This is a genomic window from Kribbella sp. NPDC020701, from assembly GCF_055562215.1.
The window spans coordinates 168,119-185,274 of sequence record NZ_JBVHFT010000015.1 but is presented as its reverse complement, the minus strand read 5'-3'; the positions used below and the strand labels follow the sequence as shown (position 1 = coordinate 185,274).

Annotated in this window: 19 protein-coding genes and 1 tRNA gene; 12 read left to right on the top strand and 8 right to left on the bottom strand. The window is 67.8% G+C overall.

Features of this window, described 5'->3' with window-relative positions; all coding sequences use genetic code 11:
• Positions 1 to 34 precede the first annotated feature (34 nt).
• From mscL to ACZ3HV_RS31775, 4 genes are all read right to left on the bottom strand, one after another.
• On the bottom strand, positions 35 to 424 hold the full coding sequence (gene mscL / locus ACZ3HV_RS31790; RefSeq protein WP_465689639.1) for a large conductance mechanosensitive channel protein MscL: 390 nt from the start codon (positions 422 to 424) through the stop codon (positions 35 to 37).
• A 119-nt stretch (positions 425 to 543) separates the two neighbouring features.
• Entirely contained in the window at positions 544 to 1,161 is a 618-nt protein-coding gene (locus ACZ3HV_RS31785) for a CpaB family protein (protein ID WP_465689638.1), read from the bottom strand.
• A gap of 56 nt (positions 1,162 to 1,217) precedes the next feature.
• A complete protein-coding gene (locus tag ACZ3HV_RS31780) occupies positions 1,218 to 1,559 on the bottom strand; it encodes an FmdB family zinc ribbon protein (RefSeq protein ID WP_465689636.1) in 342 nt (113 codons plus the stop codon).
• 77 nt (positions 1,560 to 1,636) lie between these two features.
• Entirely contained in the window at positions 1,637 to 2,101 is a 465-nt protein-coding gene (locus ACZ3HV_RS31775) for a DUF1203 domain-containing protein (RefSeq protein WP_465689634.1), read from the bottom strand.
• A 79-nt stretch (positions 2,102 to 2,180) separates the two neighbouring features.
• On the opposite strand from ACZ3HV_RS31775, the gene ACZ3HV_RS31770 reads away from it, so the two are divergent.
• Positions 2,181 to 4,712, top strand: coding sequence for a penicillin acylase family protein (locus ACZ3HV_RS31770; RefSeq protein ID WP_465689632.1), 2,532 nt, complete (start codon positions 2,181 to 2,183; stop codon positions 4,710 to 4,712).
• Here ACZ3HV_RS31770 and ACZ3HV_RS31765 read toward each other — a convergent pair.
• From ACZ3HV_RS31765 to ACZ3HV_RS31750, 4 genes are read right to left on the bottom strand one after another with little or no spacing between them, the layout of a single operon-like run.
• The gene (locus tag ACZ3HV_RS31765) at positions 4,709 to 5,626 is read right to left on the bottom strand and encodes a serine hydrolase domain-containing protein (protein ID WP_465689630.1); all 918 of its coding nucleotides are present in this window, start codon (positions 5,624 to 5,626) and stop codon (positions 4,709 to 4,711) included. The two genes, ACZ3HV_RS31770 and ACZ3HV_RS31765, sit on opposite strands and share 4 nt — an antisense overlap.
• Positions 5,626 to 5,757 (bottom strand): hypothetical protein, encoded by a 132-nt coding sequence (locus tag ACZ3HV_RS31760; RefSeq protein WP_465689628.1) that lies wholly within the window; start codon positions 5,755 to 5,757, stop codon positions 5,626 to 5,628. Before ACZ3HV_RS31760 ends, ACZ3HV_RS31765 begins: the two co-directional genes overlap by 1 nt.
• Positions 5,757 to 6,527, bottom strand: coding sequence for a hypothetical protein (locus ACZ3HV_RS31755; protein ID WP_465689626.1), 771 nt, complete (start codon positions 6,525 to 6,527; stop codon positions 5,757 to 5,759). Before ACZ3HV_RS31755 ends, ACZ3HV_RS31760 begins: the two co-directional genes overlap by 1 nt.
• A complete protein-coding gene (locus ACZ3HV_RS31750; RefSeq protein WP_465689625.1) occupies positions 6,520 to 7,080 on the bottom strand; it encodes a 5-formyltetrahydrofolate cyclo-ligase in 561 nt (186 codons plus the stop codon). Before ACZ3HV_RS31750 ends, ACZ3HV_RS31755 begins: the two co-directional genes overlap by 8 nt.
• 65 nt (positions 7,081 to 7,145) lie before the next feature.
• On the opposite strand from ACZ3HV_RS31750, the gene ACZ3HV_RS31745 reads away from it, so the two are divergent.
• The 11 genes from ACZ3HV_RS31745 (at position 7,146) to katG (ending at position 17,083) form a co-directional block, all read left to right on the top strand.
• Positions 7,146 to 8,534, top strand: coding sequence for a UTP--glucose-1-phosphate uridylyltransferase (locus ACZ3HV_RS31745; protein WP_465689623.1), 1,389 nt, complete (start codon positions 7,146 to 7,148; stop codon positions 8,532 to 8,534).
• Between the two features lie 15 nt (positions 8,535 to 8,549).
• Complete coding sequence (locus ACZ3HV_RS31740) at positions 8,550 to 9,029, top strand: GNAT family N-acetyltransferase (protein WP_465689622.1); 480 nt, start codon at positions 8,550 to 8,552, stop codon at positions 9,027 to 9,029.
• Between the two features lie 57 nt (positions 9,030 to 9,086).
• Positions 9,087 to 10,313, top strand: a complete 1,227-nt coding sequence (gene glp / locus ACZ3HV_RS31735; RefSeq protein ID WP_465689620.1) for a molybdotransferase-like divisome protein Glp — start codon at positions 9,087 to 9,089, stop codon at positions 10,311 to 10,313.
• Positions 10,310 to 10,813 (top strand): cyclic pyranopterin monophosphate synthase MoaC, encoded by a 504-nt coding sequence (gene moaC / locus ACZ3HV_RS31730; RefSeq protein WP_465689618.1) that lies wholly within the window; start codon positions 10,310 to 10,312, stop codon positions 10,811 to 10,813. Before glp ends, moaC begins: the two co-directional genes overlap by 4 nt.
• Complete coding sequence (locus tag ACZ3HV_RS31725; RefSeq protein WP_465689616.1) at positions 10,810 to 11,298, top strand: MogA/MoaB family molybdenum cofactor biosynthesis protein; 489 nt, start codon at positions 10,810 to 10,812, stop codon at positions 11,296 to 11,298. The genes moaC and ACZ3HV_RS31725 overlap by 4 nt, the downstream gene beginning before the upstream one ends.
• On the top strand, positions 11,298 to 11,915 hold the full coding sequence (locus ACZ3HV_RS31720; protein WP_465689614.1) for a GNAT family N-acetyltransferase: 618 nt from the start codon (positions 11,298 to 11,300) through the stop codon (positions 11,913 to 11,915). The genes ACZ3HV_RS31725 and ACZ3HV_RS31720 overlap by 1 nt, the downstream gene beginning before the upstream one ends.
• A gap of 98 nt (positions 11,916 to 12,013) precedes the next feature.
• Entirely contained in the window at positions 12,014 to 12,817 is an 804-nt protein-coding gene (gene sepX / locus ACZ3HV_RS31715; protein WP_360366805.1) for a divisome protein SepX/GlpR, read from the top strand.
• An 83-nt stretch (positions 12,818 to 12,900) separates the two neighbouring features.
• Positions 12,901 to 12,973, top strand: a tRNA-Ala gene (locus ACZ3HV_RS31710).
• Positions 12,974 to 13,436: 463 nt separating this feature from the next.
• Positions 13,437 to 14,273 (top strand): helix-turn-helix transcriptional regulator, encoded by an 837-nt coding sequence (locus tag ACZ3HV_RS31705; protein ID WP_465689613.1) that lies wholly within the window; start codon positions 13,437 to 13,439, stop codon positions 14,271 to 14,273.
• A gap of 125 nt (positions 14,274 to 14,398) precedes the next feature.
• Entirely contained in the window at positions 14,399 to 14,815 is a 417-nt protein-coding gene (locus ACZ3HV_RS31700; RefSeq protein ID WP_465689812.1) for a Fur family transcriptional regulator, read from the top strand.
• Between the two features lie 36 nt (positions 14,816 to 14,851).
• Positions 14,852 to 17,083 (top strand): catalase/peroxidase HPI, encoded by a 2,232-nt coding sequence (gene katG / locus ACZ3HV_RS31695; RefSeq protein WP_465689611.1) that lies wholly within the window; start codon positions 14,852 to 14,854, stop codon positions 17,081 to 17,083.
• The last annotated feature ends 73 nt before the right edge of the window (positions 17,084 to 17,156 follow it).

Below are 17,156 nucleotides of genomic sequence, written 5' to 3'. Positions count from 1 at the left end.
GGGCTGAGGTTGGTGCGCCTACCCACCCTTCGAATCAGACCTGACGGGTACGGAGCAGGTCGCGGATCTCGGTCAGCAGTTCCTGGTCGGTGGTCAGCGGGTCCGGCTCCGGCTCCTGGCCGCGGGCCCGGCGCTCGGCGAGCTTGTTCAGCGGCATCACGATCAGGAAGTAGATGGCGGCCGCGACGCAGAGGAAGTTCAGCGCCGCGTCCAGGATCAGGCCGATCGAGAAGACCGCGTTGTTGATCTCGAACGACCAGACCTTGCTGAGGTCGGTCTTGCCGAAGATGGCCGCGATCAGCGGGTTGATCAGGCCGTCCACGAGTGCGGTGACGATCTTGCCGAACGCAGCGCCGATGACGACGGCGACCGCGAGGTCGACGACGTTGCCGCGCATGATGAATTCCTTGAAGCCCTTGAGCATGTGGGGTCCTTCACGAAGCGGGTGGTAATTACCCGAGTCAAGGTAGGACCGCAGGACTGCCAGAGCGAGGGACCGCGCCGCAGGGCCACCCATCGTGTTGCCGGATGTCCGGTGAGTGATCAGCTCGTGTCCGGTGTCAATGCCACCGTGATTCTGGAGTTCGTTGTGGCCTGGGCCAGTCTGCTCGCGACCTCGGGGGTCGTCGCGACCACGATCAGGGCGCCGGCGGCCGACGTACGTGGGGTTGGGAGGGCGACGACGCGGACGGCTCGGGCGAGCAGAGTCCCGGTGTCGGTCGGCGTACTGGTCGCGGCGTACAGGTTGATGTGGTCGCCGACGCGGAGGAGTGCGCTGATATCGGCATCGTCGATCCGGAACGGATAGGCGAGCGACCCCGCCGGCACCGCGGCCGGGGCCAGGAATCGGGCGTCGGTGAGTGGCTCGCCGGATCTGACGGGACCGCTGAGCACACGCGCGGTCAGGTCCGCGCCAGGTCTGAGCGCACCGTCGGGCACAGAGCCGGGAGGCAGGCCGATGGTCCGTAGATCGCCGCCTGCGGGCACGGCACCGCCCGCGAGGTCGCGCGCAGCGGCCAGCACGGCGACGGTCGGTGGAGGAGCCGGGGACAGGGCGACGAGCCCGAAGTACACGGCGGCCGCAGCGGCGATGCCGGCCAGGAGCCGACGATGCCAGCGAGCGGCGCGGAGCAGGTCTCGAAACACGGAAGGGGTTCTCATGCCAGAGAAAGTACGAGCTTCTCCGGCACCCACCCCTCAGTTATCCACAGGGGCGGTCAGGCAGCGCTGGTGCTGGTCCCCGAAGTCGACGAAGAACCGCTCGAGGACGAGCCGCTGGAAGACTTCGACGAGGCCGAAGACGAGGAAGAGTCCGACGAAGAAGTGCTCGAGGAAGACGACGAGGACGACTCGGCCTTCGCCGGCACCGAGCTCGTGCCCGTCGACCGGCTGTCGTTGCGGTAGAAACCGGAACCCTTGAACACGACGCCCACGGCGTTGAAGACCTTGCGCAGGCTGCCCTGGCAGTTCGGGCACACGGTCAGTGCGTCGTCGGTGAAGCTCTGGCGCACCTCGAGGGCTTCGCCACAGTCAGTGCACTGGTACTGGTACGTCGGCACGGTTGGGTCCCTTCAGGCCGCTGGCACTCCTACTACTCGACTGCTAATAATGCGCCAGCGGCCCGAAGTATTCCAACTCAGCCGTGGCGGCGCACTGTGAAGTTCCAGCACCCGGCGACCACATTGCGCACCTGGACCGTGTCCACAGCCGGGTCCTCGAACAGTCGTTTGAGCTCTGTCTCGCTCGTCCCAGGCTCTGCGACAACTCCGTCCAGCATCTGGCCAGAGGCGTCGTACGGGCGCAGTACGGCCCGCCGGTCCCGGAAGTCCATCGGGAAGACGTCCGGCGCCGGCACCGGGCACTCGGACGTGTGCACGAACACCGGACCGATCTCGGCGTACGGGCCGCCGACAGTCATCGGCCGGTGCGACACCAGTGCGATCTGGTCACCGGCCGGTGCGATCGTCAGGCAGCACCGCAGCGGCTCACCGCCGCCGGCGACAAGGGAAACGACAGCGTTCCCGAAATCGTCGTGGCCGTTGCAGCGAATCCGGTCCAGCTCGGCACCCGGTACAGGGAGGTACTCCAACTCTGCGTTCATGCTTCTGGAACGCAGAGCAACGCAAAGTTGTGAGGGACCCCATTTGGGGCATCCAGGGTGATTCTCTACGGTTGGGTCCGTGCGTCGCCTGCTTCGAGTCGTCATCATCAGCGGAATCGCCCTCGCCACGGTCCTCCTGGTGATCGCGGGAACCGTCGTTTTCGTCGTCCGCCACTCGTTCCCGACGTACGACGGAACGATCGAGCTGACCGGTCTGGACGGCGATGTCAACGTCGTCCGGGACGCGAACGGCATCCCGCAGATTTACGCGGACACACCGTCGGACCTGTTCGCGGCGCAGGGCTACGTGGCCGCACAGGACCGGTTCTTCGAGATGGACTTCCGCCGGCACGTCACCGCGGGCCGGCTGAGCGAGCTGTTCGGCGCGGACGCACTGGAGACGGACAAGTTCGTCCGCACGCTCGGCTGGCGCCGGGTCGCGGAGAAGGAGCTGGGCCTGCTCAGCCCGTCCACCCGGCAGTATCTGGACGACTACGCCCGCGGTGTGAACGAATACCTGTCCAACCACAGCGGATCCGGTCTCAGCCTTGAGTACGCCGTGCTGTCACTCAAGGGCACCGACTACCGCCCGGAGCCGTGGACGGCGGCGGACTCACTGGCCTGGCTGAAGGCGATGGCGTGGGACCTCGGCGGCAACATGGACGAGGAGATCACCCGGACCAAGCTGCTCGCGGCGTTCCCGTCCCGCAACATCGAGAGCCTCTACCCGCAGTACCCGTACGACCGGAACGACCCGATCATGTCCTCCGGCTCGGTCGGTCAGGACGGCAAGTTCAGCACCTCGCCGATCGCCCCCGAGGCCCGTCGCGGGATGCTGACGCAGGACTTCCTGAAGTCCCTCGACTCCGTCCAGAAGGTGGCCAAGGGCCTGCCTGAGCTGCTCGGCCAGGGGGATGGCATCGGCTCGAACTCCTGGGTCGTCTCGGGCGACCACACCACCACCGGCAAGCCCCTGCTGGCCAACGACCCGCACCTCGGCGCCACCATGCCGGGTATCTGGACCCAGGTCGGCCTGCACTGCAACAACCTCAGCAAGAGCTGCCCGTTCGACGTGTCCGGCTTCAGCTTCTCCGGCCTGCCCGGTGTGGTGATCGGCCACAACAATGCGATCTCCTGGGGCTTCACCAACCTGGATCCGGATGTCCAGGACCTGTACTTGGAGCGGATCGACGGCGACAAGGTCCTCTACAGCAACAAGTGGCGCGCGATGGCGACGCGCGAGGAGACGTTCAAGGTGGCCGGCCAGGACAAGCCGGTGAAGATCACCGTTCGCGAGACCCGGCACGGTCCGCTCATCTCCGATGTCGGCGAGGACCAGCGCGAAATCGGCGAGATCGCCGCCAAGCAGGGCAAGTACCCCCAGGCGTACGGCGTGGCGCTGCAATGGACCGCACTGACTCCTGGCCGGACCGCTGACGCGCTCTTCGCGATCAACCGGGCCCAGAACTGGACCCAGTTCCGCGCCGCCGCGTCGCAGTTCGAGGTCCCTTCGCAGAACCTCGTGTACGCCGACACCGACGGGCACATCGGCTATCAGTCGCCCGGACTGATCCCGATCCGCCGGAAGGGCCGGGGTGACTGGCCCGTGCCTGGCTGGGATCCGATGTACCGCTGGACCGGCTACATCCCGTTCGATGCGTTACCCAGTGAGTTCGATCCACCGGACGGGATCATCGTCACCGCGAACCAGGCCGTGGTGCCGGGCACGTACAAGTACTACCTGACCAACGACTGGGACTACGGCTACCGGTCGCAGCAGATCCTGGACCGGATCAGGGCCGCCGGGAAGCTGGATGCGAACGCGATGGCGTCGATCCAGTTGGACACCAAGAACCGGGCTGCCGAGATGCTGGTGCCGTACCTGCTCCAGATCGGCATCGACGACGCGTTCGACAAGCAGGGCCAGGACACGCTGCGGAACTGGGACTTCACTCAGCCGCCGGACTCCGCGGCCGCGGCGTACTTCAACGTCGTGTGGCGCAACCTGCTCGCGTTGACCTTCCACGATCAGCTCCCCGAGGGCACCTGGCCGGATGGCGGCTCGCGCTGGTTCGAGGTGATCCACACGCTGCTCAGCCAGCCGAACAGTGGCTGGTGGGACAACATCCGTACGCCGCAGAAGGAGAACCGGGACGACATCCTGCGGGAGGCCCTGGTCAACGCGCGGACCGAGATCACCCAGAAGATGGCGCGTGAACCCGAGAACTGGCAGTGGGGCAAGCTGCACAAGCTGACGCTGACCAACCAGACGCTGGGCAAGTCCGGGATCGGTCTGGTGGACCGGCTGTTCAACCGCGGTCCCTACGAGCTCGGCGGCGGTACGTCGATCGTCGACGCGACCGCGTGGGACGCGTCCGAGGGCTACACGGTCACGGCGACACCGTCGATGCGGATGGTGGTCGACCTGTCCGACTTCGACAAGTCCCGCTGGGTGAATCTGACCGGTGTATCCGGACACGCGTTCTCGTCCAACTACACCGACCAGACCGAGCTGTGGCTCAAGGGCGAGACGCTGCCATGGGCCTATACCAGGGGAGCGGTCGAGGCGGCTCGCAAGCACGCGCTGACGTTCACCAAGCCGGAGAACTAGCCTCGGCGAACAGCTCCTCGGGCCAAGTCCACAATGCACGCTGCGTCAGCAGAAGCCCGTTGCGCCGGCGTCAGCTGGTCTCTCGTCATCTCCGCCACCGCGGCCGGCGACAGCAGTCGATCTCCACCGGCCAGCAGCATCCGTGCGAACGCGTGGAAGTCATCGACCGTCGAGATCAACCCACCACTCGCATCCGGGAACGACGGCGGCACCAGCCACTGGCTGTCGGACGCCGTGTCCATGACGTCGTCACCGACGTACGCCGTCGTCAGCCGGGCCGGATCCGATGCGGTGAACCCGGTGTCGCGCATCCCCAGCGGTTCGAAGATCCGCTCCCGCAGGAAGTCCTCCAGCGGTTGACCGGTCGCTCGGGCGATCAGTACGCCGAGCACATGCGAGCCGGTTGAGTACAGCCACCGCTCACCCGGCTGGAACTGCAGCGGCAGCATCCCCAGCCGCCGCATCCACTCGTCTGGCTCCAGCGAAGTCCGCGGCACGGGCGGACCGAACGTCCGCAGCTCCAGCTCCGCCTCGCGTTGCCGAAGAGCCGGGTTGTCGGACTCACCGAGCCCGAGTCTGAACGTGAGGAGATCCCGCAGAGTGATCGGCCGCCCCGCCGGGACAGTGTCGTCGAGTGGTCCGTCCGGTTGCCGCAGTACGACCGGATGCGCCAGTTCCGGCAGCAGGTCAGCGACAGGGGAGTCCATGGATAGCCGGAGCTCGTCGACCAGGATCATCGCCGCGGCCGCGACGATCGGCTTGGTGAACGATGCCACCCGGAACAGGGTGTCCCGCTGCATCTCCGCACCGTCGAACTCGACTTGGCCGAGCACCTCGACCCGAGTCGAGCCCTCCCGGCTCACCAGCGAGACCAGCCCGGACAGGACTCCGTTGTCGACGTACGTGCCCAGCATCAGCCCAGTCCACCAGCGAACGGCGTGGTCCGCCACTGCCCGACGAACATCCGGATGCCGTCCGCGAGAGCCGGCATCCGCGGCACCAGTGGCGTGCACGCCATGATCTGGAACGCGCGTGCCGTGTCCATCACCTGCTGCACGCGTTGGTCCAGCTGTGGACGTCCGAGTGCTGCCGCGGCCTCGTCGTACACCTTGCCGAGGTCCGGTCCGAACCCAGCCATGTCCCACTCGATCGGACCGAGGGTCGTGTCCTCGAAGTCGGCCCACAGGACCCGTCGGCCGTGGGGATCACGTTGTACGACGGTGCGTCGCCGTGGATCGTCTGGATGGTCGCCGACGGGAAGACCGCCTCGAAGCCGGCCAGGCTCGTCAGGAGCGGCTTCAGTACCTTCCACTCGGCATGGGCTCGGTCCACGTCTTCCTGCTCGAGCAATCCGGGTACGGCCTGCAGAGCGGCTAGTCCCGACGGCACTCCGAGCAGTGGCGTGAGCCAGGGCAGTTCCTTCGGGTAGCCCGCGAGTATGGCGTGCAGTTCGGCGGCCCGGGTCGTGCTGGCGAGGTAGTCGACCTCACCGGACTGGTCGACGTACTGCCAGAACGTCATGGAGAACCCGTCCCGCTCCACCGGCTCCAACGGCACTAGTGGGCTCGGGGCAACCACCGGATGGCCGTACGAGACCAGCCACGCAGCCACGTCCAACTCGCGCTGCTGGCGGTGGGCGCCGCCCTCCAGGTCCATCAGGTAGTCCGGGAGGTTCATCGGCACGCGGGCGACCACGGGCGACGGCTTGAGGTGCACCACCACGGAGAACGCGTCGTACAGGACTGTCGGGTCCGTCACGGTCAGGCCGAGGTCACGCGCGGCCGCTGCCGCGGCGTCGATCGCCGTCTCAGTCATCCACCGATCTTCTCAGCGGGATCAACCGGTTTGGGGTGAGCGCAGCGTCCACCAGGTGGTCGTGGGCGTCGCTCGGAAGCGCTTCGACGACCTCCGTGTCGTACACCGCGGCCCAGATCGGCGTACCCGGTCGTACGCGGGCGAGTGCTCGGTCGTACGAGCCTCCGCCGCGTCCCAGCCGGACACCGTCGCGGGCGACGGCCAGAGCTGGGCAGATGACCAGAGCGGCCGTGGCGATAGCGTCTGAGCCCAGATCGACCGGTGGCTCGGACAGGCCGAGGCGGCCGGGCACCAGGTCCGCCGCTCCTGGTGCAATACCCCAGCCCAGGTCGTTGTCGGCGTACAGGATCGGCAGGAGCACCTCATGGTCGGTTGCCAGCAGCCAATCGATCAGTGCGCCCGTCTGCGGCTCCGGACCCCTCGACACGTACAAAGCCAGTCGGTGCACGTCCGGCAGTTCGTGCCGCGCACCGCTCAGGAGGTCGCCCGCATGCGGCCGGGCTCTGCGGGCACTGAGGAAGTACTGCCGCGCCGCGGCCTTCGAGGGGAACACCCCTTGATCGTAAGAGCGTGACGCGGTTAACACAGGGATTACCCGGCGTCCCCTAGGGTTGGTGCATGAGTGAGGCAGGTCTGAGACAAGCGCAGGAGAAGATGCGCGCGGCCGGCGCTGCCGACGTCGCGATCCGCGTCTTCACGCACTACTACCAGCTGCTCGAGTCGGGTCAGCAGGGGACGATCCGCGAGGACGACATCGAGCCGGTCGGCGACCTCCCACACCTGGACCACCTGGACACCGACCCCGAGGCGCTGCGGGCCGCGCTGGCCGAGACGGTGGTGATCAAGCTCAACGGCGGCCTCGGTACGTCGATGGGTGTGACCGGTCCGAAGTCCGCACTGCAGGTCAAGGACGGACTGAGCTTCCTCGACATCATCGCCCGCCAGATCCTGAGCACCCGGCGCAAGTACGACGTACCGCTGCCGCTGGTGCTGATGAACTCCTTCCGCACCAAGGAGGAGTCCCTGCAGATCCTGAGCGAGTACGACGGCCTCGCGGTGGACGGCCTGCCCCTGGACTTCCTGCAGAACATGGAGCCGAAGCTGCTCGCCGACGACCTGACCCCGGCCGAGTGGGAGCCGGACCCGGAGCTGGCCTGGTGCCCACCGGGTCATGGTGACCTGTTCACCGCATTGGTTGCCTCCGGCGCCCTCGACGCATTGAGGGAACACGGCTTCCGGCATGCGTTCATCTCCAACGCGGACAACCTCGGTGCGACCGCGGACCCGCGGATCGCGGCCTGGATGGCCGAGCACGACGTACCGTTCGGCATGGAGGTGTGCCGGCGTACCCGGTCCGACCGCAAGGGCGGGCACGTGGCGGTCCGCAAGTCCGACGGCCGCCTGATCCTGCGGGACAGCGCGCAGGTCGCCGAAGAGGAGACCAAGTACTTCCAGGACATCACCCGGCACAAGACGTTCAACACCAACAACCTGTGGATCGACCTGGACCAGCTGGCCGAGCTGATGGACGGCCACGACGGGATCCTGGGCCTGCCGATCATGGTCAACCGCAAGACCGTCGATCCGGCCGATCCGACGTCGCCCAAGGTGATCCAGCTCGAGACCGGGATGGGGACCGCGATCGAGACCTTCGAGGGCTCCCAGGCGGTGCTGGTGGACCGCAGCAGGTTCAAGCCGGTGAAGACGACCAACGACCTGCTCGTACTGCGGTCGGATGTGTACGAGCTGGACGAGTCCGGCGATCTGAGCACGACCCACGAAGGCGACGAGCCGTACGTCGAGCTCGACCCGGAGTTCTTCAAGATCCTGGCCGACTTCGACACGCGGTTCGCGGCCGGGCCGCCGTCGCTGGTGCGCGCCGACCGGCTCGAGGTGCGCGGTGACGTTGCCTTCGGCAAGGATGTGGTAGTGGTCGGCGACGTGGAGCTCCAGGCGCCGGCCGGTGCGCGCCGGGAGATCCCGGACGGCGCCGTACTCGAGGGCTGACGGAGGTTCGGGGGGATGGACGACCTGCTGATCAGGCCGCTGGAGCCGTACGACACGGACGAGGCCGCCGCGGTGTGGTGGCGGTCGCGGCACGCGGAGGGCTCGCTGCTGCCTGCGGCGATCCATACTGCCGAGCAGGTGGCGACCTGGTTCGCCGAGGTGCTGCTGCCGGACGCACAGACCTGGGTCGCGCTCGACGACGGCCGGATCGTCGCGGTGCTGACGCTGGACGGCGATGACCTCGACCAGTTGTACGTCGATCCGGACGTGGCCGGCCGTGGCGTCGGGTCGACCCTGGTGGACCTCGCGAAGGACCTCCGGCCGGGCGGTCTCGCCTTGTGGACCTTCCAGACCAACCTCCGTGCGCAGGCCTTCTACCAAGCACATGGCTTCGTCGAGGTACGTCGTACCGACGGCGCGGCGAACGAGGAGCGCGCCCCCGACGTCCGCATGACCTGGGGCAACCACCCTGAGGCCCTCACCCGGCATTCTTGACGCATCCTTCCGGAACTGAGCGCGGGATCACCGGATCCGTGGATTAGGGTCGGGCTCGTGAGACGGACTGTGGATGAGCATCTCGAGGTCGTGCTGGGGCGGGTGAAGGCGCTGCCGGCGTTCGACCAGCCGCTGATGGAGGCGTTGGGGCTGGTGCTCTGCGAGGACGTCGTGTCCGGCGTCAGTCTGCCGGGGTTCGACAACTCGGCCATGGATGGGTATGCCGTGCAGGCCGCGGATCTTGCCGGAGCGACGCAGGACAACCCCCTCAGCCTGCCGGTGGTCGGAGAGTTCCGGGCCGGCCGGAGTGAGCCGATCGTGGTGACGTCCGGTACGTGCGTGCGGATCATGACCGGTGCGGAGATGCCCCGCGGCGCGGACAGCGTCGTACCGGTCGAGTGGACCGACGGTGGCACCGTGAACGTGCGGATCGCCCAGCAGCCGCCGCTCGGTGCGTCGGTGCGGCGGGCCGGTGAGGATGTGCAGGCGGGGGATCAGGTGCTGGAGCGCGACACCGTGCTCGGGCCGCGCCAGATCGCCGTGCTCGCCGCTGTCGGCCGGGCGCGGGTCAAGGCCCGTCCGCGACCCAGAGTGGTCGTGGTGTCGACCGGAGCTGAGTTGCGGGAGCCCGGGAGCCGGCTGGGCCAGGGACAGATCTACGACTCGAACAGCTACACGATGGCCGCGGCCGCGCGGGACGCCGGTGCGGTGGTCTATCGCGTCGGCATCGTCGACGACGACCCGAAACGGATCATGGACACCCTGTCCGACCAGCTCGTCCGCGCCGACCTGGTGATCACCACCGGTGGCGTGAGCATGGGCGCGTACGACGTGGTCAAGGAGGAGCTGTCCAAGCTCGGTACGGTCGACTTCCCGCAGGTCGCGATGCAGCCGGGCAAGCCGCAGGGGTTCGGTGTGCTCGGTGATGACGAGGTGCCGATCTTCACGCTGCCCGGCAACCCGGTGTCGGCGTACGTGTCCTTCGAGGTGTTCGTGCGGCCGGCGCTGCGCAAGCTGATGGGCCAGATGCCGTATCGGCGATCGACGGTCCACGGCGTGACGCTCGACGGGTTCAGCTCACCCGCCGGGCGGCGCCAGTACGTCCGCGCCGCGGCCAGATCCGGCGACGAGGGCTGGATGGCCAGTACAGTCGGCGGGCACGGCTCACACCTGCTCGGCGGGCTGAGTCGTGCGAACGCATTGATCGTGGTGCCCGAGGACGTGACGGCGGTCCGGGCCGGCGATCAGGTCGAGCTCTTGCTGCTGGACGAGGAGACCGGATGACGCAGGACCCTGGCGCTGGTACGCCGGCTACGCCCGGGCTGACCCATGTCGACGAGACCGGGGCGGCGCGGATGGTCGACGTGTCGGACAAGGACACCTCCGTCCGGCGAGCTGTTGCCAGCGGCAAGGTTTTCGTCTCGGCCGAGGTGGTGGCCGCGCTGCGCGGCGACGGCGTACCGAAGGGCGACGCGCTCGGCGTTGCCCGGATCGCCGGCATCATGGGCGCCAAGCGGACGCCTGACCTGGTCCCGCTGTGTCACCCGATCGCGATCACCGGCGCCAAGGTCGACCTCGAGGTCGCGGACGACGCAGTGCTGATCCAGGCTCAGGTGAAGACCACCGACCGCACCGGTGTCGAGATGGAGGCGCTCACCGCCGTCGCGGTCGCCGGGCTCGCGGTCATCGACATGGTGAAGGCACTCGACCCGGCCGCCGTGCTGTCCGACGTCCGCGTCGAGCTCAAAGAGGGCGGCAAGACCGGGCACTGGGAGCGGCCGTGAGAGCCCTTGTCGTCAGCGTCTCGAACCGCGCGGCCGCCGGCGTCTACACCGACACCACTGGTCCGTTGATCGCCGAGCGCCTGTCTGGTTGGGGTTTCGAGGTGTCCGGTCCGCAGGTCGTCCCGGATGGTCCGCCTGTCGGTGATGCGTTGCGTGCTGCGGTCGAGGCGTCGTACGACGTGGTGCTGACGACTGGAGGCACGGGCATCTCTCCGACCGATGCAACGCCAGAGCAAACGGCTGCGGTCCTGGAGCGCGTCATCCCTGGCATTGCTGAAGCTATCCGGTCTTATGGCGTGGCAAACGGCGTACCGACGGCCGCTCTGTCGCGTGGCGTCGCCGGAGTCGCGCGTACGACGGTCATCGTGAACCTGCCCGGTTCGCGAGGCGGCGTGAAGGACGGTCTCGCCGTGCTGGAGCCGTTGCTGCGACATGCGGTCGAGCAGGTGCACGGCGGTGACCACGTCCGGACGGACACCGACTGATGGCGATCGTGCACTGGCCCGTGGAGCTGCAGCACGGGCTGGTCGCGCTCAGACCGCTGCGCGCCGGCGACGGCGGTGAATGGGCGGCCGCACGCCAGCGCAACGTCAGCTGGCTGCGCCCGTGGGACGCGACCCAGCCGCCCGGTGCGGAGGACGGTGCGCGGACATTCCGCGCCATGGCACGTGACTGGAACCGGCAGGCACGCTACGGCCGCATGCTGCCATTCGTCATCACGTACGGCGGTGCCGCGGGCGCAGGTGCGCGGGCGAAGTGGCCGCTGGTCGGGCAGCTGACGGTGTCCGGCATCACCTACGGCTCGGCGCGCTGGGCCAACCTTGGCTACTGGGTCGACGAGCAGTACGCCGGTCGCGGCATCGTGCCGACCGCGGTCGCGATGGCCGCGGACCACTGCTGGTTCACCCTCGGGCTGCACAGGATCGAAGTGGCGATCCGCCCGGAGAACAAGGCAAGTCTCCGAGTGGTCGAGAAGCTCGGCTTTCGGTACGAGGGTGAGCGGCCGCGGTTCCTGCACATCGACGGGGACTGGCGCGACCACCGCATCTTCGCGCTGAACGTCGAAGAGGTCGGGCCTGGTCTCGTAGCGCGACTGGTTTGATCACCCTGCGTCGCTATTCACATCAGTCACACGAGTCTTCTTGCGACACACCGGCTCACGTACCTGATCATGAGCTCGCCGCACCTTAGCGTCGTCGCATGGGGACGACAGGGCTGATCTATGTGGCGATCGTCGCCGCGTGGGCCGCCTACCTCGTCCCGATGCTGCTGAAGCGCAACGACGAGGCGCGGCGCCGCCCGGTGTCGACGTCGGCCGACGCGCGGGTGCTGTCGCGTGACCCGTCGCGGCCTCGGTACGTCGTACGTCCTCCGGGTGCCGCTCCTGTTGCTTCCGGTGCTGCTGGTGGTGCTCTGGATGGGGCGACCGATCTGCCGCCGCCGCAGCGGTACGTTCCGAACCGAGCCCGCCGGGTGGCCGCTATGCGCCGCCGGCGGGTGCTGTCGATCCTGACCCTTTCGCTGTTGTCGGTCGTCGCACTGGCCGGTCTGCAGATGCTGCTGTGGTGGACCGTTGCGATCCCCGGTTCGCTGATCGTGGCGTTCGTCGTACTCACCCGGGTGCAGCTGCGGCGCCAGGCCCGGTCGCGTGCTCGGCAGGCCGCGAAGCGTCGGGCGCTACAGCAGGCTCGCCACGATCGAGGCCCGGCCGGCAAGCCCGCGCCGTCTCCGGACGAGGAGATGACCATCGAGGTCAAGCTGCCCGAACCTCAGGTGGAGAAGCCCGCGGTTCCGGCAGAAGGCCTATGGGATCCGGTGCCTGTGACGCTGCCGACGTACGTGATGAAGGAGAAGGCACCGGACCGCACCGTCCGCACCATCTCGCTGTCCGACGACGAGGTCTTCTCCTCCGCGCGTACGACGGATCCCGCCGAAAGATCACCGCTCCCGGAGCCTGCCCAGCAGCCCGAGGAGCCCGAGGTCAAGCGCGCCGTCGGCGACTGAAACCCGCTCGACAACCTCGGTTTTATCGCGCGACCATAGCCGTGTTAGAGTTTCGCGGTCGCCGGGAAACCAGCGATCAGCTCGGGGCTGTGGCGCAGTTGGTAGCGCGCTTCGTTCGCAACGAAGAGGCCAGGGGTTCGAATCCCCTCAGCTCCACCCAACACGAAGGCCGGTCCAACGGACCGGCCTTTCGCATGCAGAGACCAACCCCCGCGCCACCACGCTCACTACCGCTCGCCCGCACCGCTCCCACCCACCCGAAGCACGCGAGCTCAAGGCCGATCAGGCGCGGTGGCCAGACTTGGGCCTTGCCTGGCCACGGCGCTTTCTCGTCGGACATCTGAGCCCCCATGGTTGACGCGATCGCTCACGGCGAGGGGTGACAGCCGGTAGCCACGGCGTCCGGTGCGAGGCGAAGCTCGGCTCGGATTGTTACGTTGAGCGATTACTGGGCATAGTCATGGGGGGACTCGGGGAGGGGGCTGGGGTGGCTGTTCGGGTTGATGCGGGGACGGCTTTGGTTTTGCGGGAGGCCTATCACAAGATTCAGGCTTTGCCGCGGGGGAATCACTACGCGCTTTATGACTATGTGCGTGGGGTGGCGGCGAAGGTGGCGCCGGTGGATACGTTCTTTGTGGGGTTTCTGCAGGGGTCGGACCGGGTGCGGTACCCGTATGGGTACGAGGACGGGAAGTACGACGACCCGTCGAGTCATACGTTCGGGCCGAGTGGGCCGACCGCGTGGTTGTTGCGGAAGCAGCAGACGTATCGGTTCGGGTATGACAACGGGGCCGTGCTCAATGCGGGGATTCCGTGTGGCGACGTGACCAGGCAGTCCCAGGACGCGGTTCTCGTGCCGATGTTCCGGCGTACGAAGGATGGTCGCGATCAACTGTTCGGGATGATGGCGACGTACAGCTACCAGGCTGAGGTGTACGACGACAACGCCGTACGAGCGTTTGAGTGGCTCGCCGGTGCTCTCGCCAAGGTGTTGACCCGGGAAGTCGAGGACCGCGAGGCGCTCCGGCTGTTGCCGGCCGGGGACGATACGCCGAACCTGCTGACGTCCGATCACGTGATGGAGTACCTGTCCAACCGGATCGCCGTACTGCGGGGTCTCGCGGACCAGGCCCTGGACGAACCGGCGGCCGCGGACGAACCGCTGCGCGGGTATCTCGAGGGCATCGTCCGTACGGCGGAGCAGACGCAGTCGGAGCTGATCGAGATGATGCTCGAGGTCGACGAAGGACCTGAACGACGGTTCCTGTCGCTCACCGACGCTCAGCAGCGTGTGGCCCTGCTCCTCGTTCAGGGTCTCGACAACGAGGCGCTGGCGACGGAGCTCGGCGTACGGCTGCCGACCGTGAAGTCGCACCTCGGCGTGATCCTGCGCAAGTATGCGATGGAGAGCCGGATCCAGGTCGCCCACGACGTACGCCGGTACCTGGCCCGCTGATCGAGGCCCGCGGTAGGTGCCTGAGGCAAGCATCAACCGGGGCCGAGGCTGTCGCAAAATGAGAATCGCGGAAGCTATTCTTGACTCATTCCAGAATACGCGGCAGACTGCTCGACGTGCCGACGGTGGATGAGCTCCAGGAGCTGTTGCGCGGGGCCGCGCTGCGGGTGACCCGGCCGCGGGTGGCCGTGCTCACCGCGGTGTACGCGCATCCGCACGCCGACACGGACTCGCTGATAGGTGCCGTACGCAACGATCTTCCCGATGTCTCGCATCAGGCCGTGTACGACTCGCTGCACACGCTGACGGCGGCGGGCCTGGTCCGCCGGATCCAGCCGTTGGGCTCGGTGGCCCGGTACGAGTCGCGCGTGGGGGACAACCATCACCATGCTGTCTGCCGCTCGTGCGGCGCCATCACCGATGTCGACTGTGCGGTCGGGCACGCGCCCTGCCTGACCGCGTCCGAGGACCACGGGTTCGTCATCGACGAGGCCGAGGTCATCTATTGGGGGCTCTGCGCCGACTGCGCACGCCGTACCTGAATTCCTTTGAAAACGTCCAGTCCTGGAAGGAATCCGATGTCCGAGATCCATGAGCCACTGCCCGGTGAAGGTAGCGAAGAGAGCCGCGGCGAGGAAGACGCGCAGGCGGCAGGCGGCTGCCCGGTCGCACACGGTCAGGGCGCGCACCCGACCCGCGGCAACGCGAACCGTGGCTGGTGGCCGAACCAGCTGAACCTGAAGATCCTGGCCAAGAACCCGGCCGTGGCGAACCCGCTGGGCGAGACCTTCGACTACGCCGCGGAGTTCAAGACCCTCGACCTGGCCGCGGTCAAGGCGGACATCGCCGAGGTGCTGACCACGTCGCAGGACTGGTGGCCGGCCGACTTCGGGCACTACGGCCCGTTCATGATCCGGATGGCCTGGCACAGCGCCGGGACGTACCGGATCAGCGACGGCCGCGGTGGCGCCGGTGCCGGGCAGCAGCGGTTCGCGCCGCTGAACAGCTGGCCCGACAACGCGAACCTGGACAAGGCCCGCCGGCTGCTCTGGCCGGTCAAGAAGAAGTACGGCCAGAAGCTGTCCTGGGCCGACCTGCTGATCCTGACCGGCAACGTGGCGCTGGAGACCATGGGCTTCAAGACCTTCGGGTACGCCGGTGGCCGCCCGGACGTGTGGGAGCCGGAGGATGACGTGTACTGGGGTCCCGAGACCACCTGGCTCGGCGACGAGCGGTACAGCGGTGACCGCGACCTCGAGAAGCCGCTCGGCGCGGTGCAGATGGGTCTCATCTACGTGAACCCGGAAGGCCCGAACGGCAACCCGGACCCGATCGCCTCGGCCCGCGACATCCGCGAGACCTTCGGCCGGATGGCGATGAACGACGAGGAGACCGTCGCCCTGATCGCCGGCGGTCACACGTTCGGCAAGACCCACGGTGCGGCCGACCCGGAGAAGTACGTCGGTGCCGAGCCGGAGGGCGCGCCGCTGGACCACCAGGGCCTCGGCTGGCGGAACACGTACAACACCGGCAAGGGCCCGGACACGATCACCAGCGGCCTCGAGGTCACCTGGACCAGGACGCCGGCGAAGTGGGGCAACGACTTCTTCGAGATCCTGTTCGGCTACGAGTGGGAGCTGACCAAGAGCCCGGCCGGTGCGAACCAGTGGGTGGCCAAGGGCGCCGAGGAGATCATCCCCGACGCGTACGACGCGGCCAAGAAGCAGAAGCCGACCATGCTGACCACCGACCTGGCGCTGCGGTTCGACCCGATCTACGAGCCCATCTCGCGGCGCTTCAAGGACAACCCGGACGAGTTCGCGGACGCGTTCGCCCGGGCCTGGTTCAAGCTGACCCACCGTGACATGGGCCCGATCGTGCGCTACCTCGGCTCGGAGGTTCCGTCCGAGACGCTGATCTGGCAGGACCCGGTCCCGGCGGTCGACCACGAGCTGGTCGGCGCGGACGACATCACCGCGCTGAAGGCGCAGATCGCGGCCTCCGGCCTGTCGGTGGCGCAGCTGGTCTCGACCGCGTGGGCGTCGGCGTCCAGCTTCCGGGGCAGCGACAAGCGCGGTGGCGCGAACGGCGCGCGAGTCCGGCTCCAGCCGCAGAGCGGCTGGGAGGTCAACAATCCCGACGAGCTGGCTCAGGTGCTGCGCACGCTCGAAGGGATCCAGCAGTCGTTCGGGAAGCCGGTCTCGCTGGCTGACCTGATCGTGCTGGCCGGCGGTGTCGGTGTCGAGGTCGCGGCGAAGAACGCCGGCCAGGACATCGTCGTACCGTTCACCCCGGGCCGTACGGACGCGTCGCTGGAGCAGACCGACGTCGACTCGTTCGCCGCGCTGGAGCCGTCCGCGGACGGTTTCCGGAACTACTACGGCAAGGGCAACCGGTACCCGGCCGAGTACCTGCTGCTCGACAAGGCGAACCTGCTCACCCTGAGCGCGCCGGAGCTGACCGTCCTGGTCGGCGGTCTGCGCGTACTGGGCGCGAACTACGACGGCTCGAAGTACGGCGTACTCACCGAGAACCCGGGCACGCTGACCAACGACTTCTTCGTGAACCTGCTCGACCTGGGCACGGAGTGGAAGTCGACGGACGACAGCCAGGAGACGTTCGAGGCCCGTGACGCGAGTGGTGAGGTCAGGTGGACCGGCACCCGCGCCGACCTGGTCTTCGGCTCGAACTCCGAGCTCCGCGCCGTCGCCGAGGTCTACGCGAGTGACGACGCCAAGGCGAAGTTCGTGTCCGACTTCGTCGCCGCCTGGACCAAGGTCATGGAGCTCGACCGCTTCGACCTGCGCTGATCCATAAGAGCTCAACCGGCTCCCCTTCTGCGAGGGGAGCCGGTTCGCTCAGCCGTGGCCCCGGGCGTGTCTC

Bases quoted from the DNA above. Each gene is read 5' to 3' on its own strand.
- mscL (WP_465689639.1), bottom strand. From the start codon at position 424: ATGCTCAAGGGCTTCAAGGAATTCATCATGCGCGGCAACGTCGTCGAC.
- ACZ3HV_RS31785 (WP_465689638.1), bottom strand. From the start codon at position 1,161: ATGAGAACCCCTTCCGTGTTTCGAGACCTGCTCCGCGCCGCTCGCTGG.
- ACZ3HV_RS31775 (WP_465689634.1), bottom strand. From the start codon at position 2,101: ATGAACGCAGAGTTGGAGTACCTCCCTGTACCGGGTGCCGAGCTGGAC.
- ACZ3HV_RS31765 (WP_465689630.1), bottom strand. From the start codon at position 5,626: ATGCTGGGCACGTACGTCGACAACGGAGTCCTGTCCGGGCTGGTCTCG.
- ACZ3HV_RS31760 (WP_465689628.1), bottom strand. From the start codon at position 5,757: ATGGACACGGCACGCGCGTTCCAGATCATGGCGTGCACGCCACTGGTG.
- ACZ3HV_RS31755 (WP_465689626.1), bottom strand. From the start codon at position 6,527: ATGACTGAGACGGCGATCGACGCCGCGGCAGCGGCCGCGCGTGACCTC.
- ACZ3HV_RS31745 (WP_465689623.1), top strand. From the start codon at position 7,146: ATGAGTGAGGCAGGTCTGAGACAAGCGCAGGAGAAGATGCGCGCGGCC.
- ACZ3HV_RS31740 (WP_465689622.1), top strand. From the start codon at position 8,550: ATGGACGACCTGCTGATCAGGCCGCTGGAGCCGTACGACACGGACGAG.
- moaC (WP_465689618.1), top strand. From the start codon at position 10,310: ATGACGCAGGACCCTGGCGCTGGTACGCCGGCTACGCCCGGGCTGACC.
- ACZ3HV_RS31720 (WP_465689614.1), top strand. From the start codon at position 11,298: ATGGCGATCGTGCACTGGCCCGTGGAGCTGCAGCACGGGCTGGTCGCG.
- sepX (WP_360366805.1), top strand. From the start codon at position 12,014: ATGGGGACGACAGGGCTGATCTATGTGGCGATCGTCGCCGCGTGGGCC.
- katG (WP_465689611.1), top strand. From the start codon at position 14,852: ATGTCCGAGATCCATGAGCCACTGCCCGGTGAAGGTAGCGAAGAGAGC.